Here is a 6,332-nt window from a genome sequence, read left to right on the forward strand (position 1 = left end):
CCGATGCCCGTCGAAGTCATCCTTCCCAAGGTCGACATGGACATGGCGACCGGCCAGATCTCGCGCTGGTTTGTCACCGAGGGCGCCGTCGTCAAGCAGGGCGACGTGCTGTTCGAGATTGAGACCGACAAGGCGGCGATGGAAATCGATGCGCCGGCGAGCGGCATTCTGCTTGATGTCACCGGCAAGGAGGGCGTCGACATTCCCGTCGGCGCGCCTGTTGCCTGGATTTATGCTGACGGCGAGGCTTATGGGGCTGATGCTGTGGCGAAGCAGGATGAGGCTCCAATCTCCCCCCTCGTGGGGGAGATGTCGGCGAAGCCGACAGAGGGGGGCGCTGTCCCGCCAGCATCTCATTCTGCCGCGCCCGCCTCTGGTCTGCCGGCCATCTCCCCCACGAGGGGGGAGATCAGCCAATCGCCGTTGGGCGCACGTGCAACACCGCTGGCCCGTCGTCTCGCTCGTGAGGCGGGCATCGTGCTTTCCAATATTGCTGGAACCGGCCCGTACGGCCGTGTGGTGAAGGCGGATATCGACGCGGCGATCGCCAACGCCACCCCAAGGGTCGCGCCGGAGGCTCCCGCAGCCGCTGTTGCCTCCGCCCCGGCGCCGAAGCCGATGTCGGACGACCAGGTGCTGAAGCTGTTTGCCGAAGGCTCCTACGAACTCGTGCCGCATGACAATATGCGCAAGACCATCGCGCGCCGCCTGGTCGAGGCCAAGAGCACCATCCCGCATTTCTACCTGACGCTCGACTGCGAGCTCGACGCGCTGTTGGCGCTGCGCACGCAGCTCAATGCCGCAGCACCGGTGAAGAAGACCGAGAAGGGCGAGGTTCCCGCCTACAAGCTCTCGGTCAACGACATGGTGATCAAGGCGATGGCGATGGCGCTGATGGCGGTGCCGGATGCCAATGCCTCGTGGACCGACAGCGCCATGGTCAAGCACAAACATGCCGATGTCGGCGTCGCCGTGTCGATCCCCGGCGGCCTGATCACGCCGATCATCCGCCATGCCGACGAAAAGACGCTGTCGACGATCTCCAACGAGATGAAGGACCTGGCCAGCCGTGCCCGCAGCCGCAAGCTGAAGCCGGAAGAATACCAGGGCGGCACCACGGCTGTTTCCAATCTCGGCATGTTCGGCATCAAGGATTTCGCCGCCGTCATCAACCCGCCGCATGCGACGATCCTGGCGGTCGGCGCCGGCGAGCAGCGGGCGGTGGTGAAGAACGGCGAGATCAAGATCGCCAACGTCATGTCGGTGACGCTGTCGACCGACCACCGCGCCGTCGACGGCGCGCTCGGCGCCGAACTGCTCGGCGCCTTCAAGCGCATGATCGAAAACCCGATGGGCATGCTGGTCTGACTGCCCGATATCACAGGCTCTACCCGGTCGCCGAGCCGGCGCGCGCTTTCAGGCAGAGCCGTGTCCCGGATCAGAACGACCGAGCGTCCCTTTGATCCGGTCCGGGGCTATTTCTGCCGGAAGGCGGTGTGGAACGATGTCACCAGCGGCCCAAGGATATAGTCGAGCGCCGTGCGCTCCTCGGTGACGATCATCACCGAGGCCGGCATGCCGGGATAGAGCGATATCTCAGGGGCGGCCGCCAGTTCGGCCGGATCGACCGCAATGTCGGCGACATAATAGGGAAGGCCGGTCTTGCTGTCGGTGATGCGGTCGGCCGATATGCGGGTGACGTGTCCGTGGATGATCGGTATCGAACGCTGCTTGTAGGAGGTGAAGCGGACTTCGGCCGTCATGTCGGCTCTGAGACTCGATATGTCCTCGACGCGAACCTGCGCCTGGACGATCAGCGAATTTTTGGTCGGCACGATGTCGAGGATGGTCTGGCCCGGCGCGACGATCGCGCCGATCGAGAAGACGGTGAGGTCCATCACCTGGCCGTCATAGGGCGCGCGGACCTCGGCGCGGTCCATGGCGGCCTGAGCCGCGAACATCTTGGGCACCAGGTCGGCGAGATTGGATTGCGTTTCGATCAGCATCGCCGAGAGCTTGGCCCGGCGCTCGTTGGTCAATTGCGCGATCTGGCTCTCGAGTTCGGCCTTGGTCTGCCGGCTGCCGGCGATGGCGCCGAGGTTCTCGTCGATCAGGCCCTGCAGGTCCGAGGCGGATCGGTCGAGTTCCAGGATGCGCGGGCGGGTGGTCAATCCGGCCTTCAGCAGCTTCGACAGGCTCGCCTTCTCGTCGACGGTCGATTGCAACTGGGCACGGTATGAATCGACGCGGGCCTGCTTGCCGTCGATCTGCTCGTCGAGCTCGGCTATCCGCTTCTGGAGGATCTGCCTGGCGCCGGCCATCGAAGCGCGCTGGCTTTCGAGGTCGGCGACCTGGTTGGCCATGGCGTCCTTGAGATAGGCCTGGTGCTCGCCGGCGATGTCCTGAGGGAAGGCAACGTCCTGGCTGCCGTCCAACTCCGCCCGGATCCTGGCGTCGGTGGCGCGCAGCAGCGCATATTGCTGGGCGTAGAGATTGAACTCGGAGCGCAGCCTGGTGTCGTCGAGCAGCAGCAGGACCTGGCCCGTCTTGACGATGTCGCCGTCCTTGACGCGGATCTCTTTCACCGTTCCGCCGTCGAAGTGCTGCAGGCTCTTGCGGTTGCCTTCCACCTTGACCACAGCATCGGCGAGCACGGCGCCGTTCAGCGGGGCGAAGGCCGCCCAGCCGCCGAAGACGCCGAAGAAGGCGAGGATGATCAACAGGCCGATCAGGGCCGGCACCCGGATCGAATCCGGGGCCGGGATACCGGCTTCGCCGGGCAGGCTGCGATAGATGAGGGCGCTGTCGCTCAAACGTCTCTCCCCTCGCAGCTCATTGGGTTGCCACCGCTATTGGAGCCTGGCGCTGGTTGAGCAGTGCCACGATTTCGTTCCGCATGCCGAAGGCTTCGACGGCGCCGTCGCGCAAGAGCAGGATCTTGTCGACATTGGCGAGTGTCGAGGGCCGGTGCGAGACGATGATGACGGTGCTGCCGCGCCTCTTTAGCTCGATCGCGCAGTCGCTCAGCGCGCGGTCGCCATCGGCGTCGAGATTGGAGCTCGGCTCGTCGAGGATGATGAGGTTCGGCGTGCCGAACACGGCCCGGGCAAGGGCGATGCGCTGGCGATAGCCGCCGGACAGCACCGCACCGCCTTCGCCGATCTGCGTCTCGTAGCCCTGCGGCAGACGGATGATCATCTCATGCACGCCGGCCAGCCGCGCGGCCTCGATCACCTCTTGGTCGACATTGGTCTTGAAGCGGCCGATGTTGGCGGCGACGGTGTCGGCGAAGAGCTCGATATCCTGCGGCAGATAGCCAATGTGGTCGCCCAGCGCATCGCGCCCCCAATGCGACATGTCGGCCCCATCCAGCCTGACGGTGCCGCGGCTGGGCTGCATGACGCCCGCCAGATGCCTGGCCAGCGTCGATTTGCCGGCGCCCGAAGGGCCGACGATGCCCAGCGCCTCGCCGGCCTCCAGCCGGAACGACACGTCGCGCAGCAGCACCTTCTGCACACTGGGAACGGCGAAGCTCACCTGCTCGACAGAGATCCTGCCGGTGGGCTTCGGCAGGTTGAAAGACCGCTCGCTTTGCCCGCCGCCATCGACCAGCTTGCGCACCCTCGCAAGTGCGGCGCGCGCCAGGATCAGGCTGCGCCACAGGCCGACGATCTGCTCGACCGGCTGCAGCCCGCGGCCGAGCAACAGGCTGGCCGCGAACATCGAGCCGGCGGTGGTCTGCCGTTCGATGACCAGATAGGCGCCGAGGCCGAGGATGAGCGACTGCATGGTCAGGCGCAGGAAGCGGATCAGCCCCGTCATCAGCGCGGCGCGGTCGCTGGCTTGTGCCTGACGCAAGAGTGCAAGGTTGCGGTCGCGGCCCCAGCGGCGGACGAGGCCGTCGATCATGCCCATGGCGCGCACGACCTCCGAATTCCTGAGGCTCATCTCGGTGAAATTGTAGTTGGTCGTGGCGATGTCGTTGGCCTGCTTCAGCGGCGCGCGCACCAGGTATTCGTTGAGCACGGCCATGGCGATGAGCAGAAGCGCTGAGCCGAGCGCGAAGAAGCCCAGCCAGGGATGCAGCAGGAAGATGATGCCGATGTAGATCGGCGACCAGGGCAGGTCGAACAGCGCGTGGATGCCGCTGCCGGTGATGACCTGGCGGAAGGTGTCGAAGTCGCGGATCGGCTGGCTTTGCGCGGCGCCCTGCGAAGGCGTTTCGACAGATGCGGCGAGGATCCTCGCCGAAAGCAGCCGATCGAGGCGCGCGCTGGCGCGCGTCAGGATCCAGGCGCGCACCAGATCGAGGCCGGCCAGCGCAAGGAAGGCCGCCAGCAGCACGATCGTCAGCATGACCAGCGTCGTCTGGCTGCCGCTGGTAACCACCCGGTCGTAGATCTGCAGCATGTAGAGCGGCGAGGCGAGATAGAGCAGATTGATCGCCAGGCTGAACGCCGCCGCGACCAGGAAATAGCGGCGGCACGCCCCAAGCGCGTCCTTCACGATCTGCGATTTGTTATCGATGCCCAAAATGCCCAGCGGAGAACCGCCCCCTGTCTACACGCCCGAACCGATACTACTCCCGATCTTCCCGCCAGCCACGCGATCCGCTTGTAAACCTGATGTAAACCTTAATTCGCAGGCCGAATCCGCGGCTGGAGAGAGATGAGGTGAGTCGGCGGAGCCGCCGGCTCACCTCCTTCATCACAGCACGAAATCGCTCGCTGTCAGTCCAAGCCCGGTGCCGGTCAGCGTGATCTGGAAGTCGGCCGTCGTGTTGCCGGTCACGTCGACGTGGATGACGGTGTTGCCGCCACTTTCGGACCAGGTGATGCTGTTGGCGACGGTAGCCCCGTTTTGCCCGCCGAACAGGAAGGCCTGATCGCCCGCGGCGGCAGCGGCATCGATCGAGGAGAGGTCGATCTTGTCGACGCCATGTACGAAGTCGGTGATGGTGTCGTTCGCGGCGCTTGCCGGGGAATCCGAGATGGCCGATCCGTAGTAGAACGTGTCGGATCCCGCCCCGCCAGTGAGCGTGTCGGTGCCGACGCCGCCCACCAATCGGTCGTTGCCATCGCCGCCGTTCAGTGTGTCGTTGCCGTCCTGCCCGAACAGCGTGTCGTTACCGGCCAGGCCAAAGATCGAGTCCGCTCCGCCATTGCCGTAGAGGACGTCGTCGCCGTTGTTGTTGCTGGGATCGTTGAGTGTTTCTCCCGCGTTCAAGCCGTTGCTGCCCGTTATGATCTGGAACGTCTCGCTGTACTGATATGCGGGCCCGACCGGGTCGCCGACTTGGGTGGCCTGCACGGTCACGGTGGATATGCTGTTCGTCGTGAGGCTTCCCGAGCTGAGCGTGTTCCCGCTGATCGAAAACAGGTTCGTATTCGATTGCGAGGTGATGCTGTAGACAAAGCTGCCAGGATCTGAGTCGGTCGCGCTCAGGGTTCCCGTGAACTGGAAGGAATTGAAATTCAGATTATCCGTTGTTGTGCTCGGCGTCAGCTGGATATCGGTCGGCGCAAAGCGCGGCGGGCCGTCGTCGGCGCCGGTGATGGAGACCGAGACCAGCTTTGCGGTGCCATCCTCCGAATAGACGGTAAAACTGTCGCTCAAGGGCTGCCCGTTGCTGAGCGCGTTGACCGTCGGGTTCGAATTGTCGAGCGTGTAGGTCCAGACACCGGCTGATGTCACGGTGAAGGTGCCGTAGCCGGACGCACTGGCCGTCGCGGAATTGACGGCCTGGAACGCGTCCGTGGTGTTGTCGACATCGGTCGACAGAAGGTCGCCGGTCGCTGTCGGTGTGCCGCCGCCATTGGAACTGCCCGCTTCGACGACGGTTCCGGTCGCCGTGCCGGTGATCGCCGCGGCATCGTTGGCGCCGTGGATGGTGATGTCGATCACCTGCTGCGTGCCGTCGACGGTGGTGACCGTCACCAGTTCATGCAGCGTGGTGTTCGCGCCGCTGCTGTTCAGCGCCTGAACAGTGGCGTTGCTGTCGTCCAGCGTATAGCTCCAGGTGCCGGCAGCATCGATCGAGAACGTGCCATAGCTCTTGGCCACGGCAGCCTGGACGTTGAAGGTCGCCGCGTTGTCGACATCGGTTGCGTTGAGGTCGCCCGAGGCCGTCGCATCGCCCAGCGTACCGTTGGCAACGCCGCTCTTCTCCGTGACGGACGTGTCCTGGGCGCCGTTGGCCGTGATCACCGCGCTGTCGTTGGTGCCATGGATGGTGACGGTGACGAGCTGGCTGTCGCTGCCGTCGGAGGAGACGGCGGTGAAGCTGTCGGTGATGGTGTCGCCGGCGCCGAGCTGCTGGATGGCGGCCTGGG

General features: G+C 65.0%; 4 protein-coding genes. 1 reads left to right on the top strand and 3 read right to left on the bottom strand.

The genetic code is table 11. The features are described 5' to 3' along the window. Positions 1 to 3 precede the first annotated feature (3 nt). Positions 4 to 1,368, top strand: coding sequence for a pyruvate dehydrogenase complex dihydrolipoamide acetyltransferase (locus tag EN786_RS08410; protein ID WP_127309200.1), 1,365 nt, complete (start codon positions 4 to 6; stop codon positions 1,366 to 1,368). A gap of 107 nt (positions 1,369 to 1,475) precedes the next feature. Here EN786_RS08410 and EN786_RS08415 read toward each other — a convergent pair whose 3' ends face one another. From EN786_RS08415 to EN786_RS08425, 3 genes are all read right to left on the bottom strand, one after another. Beyond that, entirely contained in the window at positions 1,476 to 2,813 is a 1,338-nt protein-coding gene (locus tag EN786_RS08415) for an HlyD family type I secretion periplasmic adaptor subunit (protein WP_127286882.1), read from the bottom strand. 19 nt (positions 2,814 to 2,832) lie between these two features. Then, complete coding sequence (locus EN786_RS08420) at positions 2,833 to 4,527, bottom strand: type I secretion system permease/ATPase (protein WP_127286883.1); 1,695 nt, start codon at positions 4,525 to 4,527, stop codon at positions 2,833 to 2,835. A gap of 180 nt (positions 4,528 to 4,707) precedes the next feature. Then, complete coding sequence (locus EN786_RS08425; protein ID WP_281405014.1) at positions 4,708 to 6,321, bottom strand: VCBS domain-containing protein; 1,614 nt, start codon at positions 6,319 to 6,321, stop codon at positions 4,708 to 4,710. Positions 6,322 to 6,332 lie beyond the last annotated feature (11 nt).

This window comes from Mesorhizobium sp. M4B.F.Ca.ET.143.01.1.1 (assembly GCF_004792275.1).
GTDB classification, from domain to species: domain Bacteria; phylum Pseudomonadota; class Alphaproteobacteria; order Rhizobiales; family Rhizobiaceae; genus Mesorhizobium; species Mesorhizobium abyssinicae.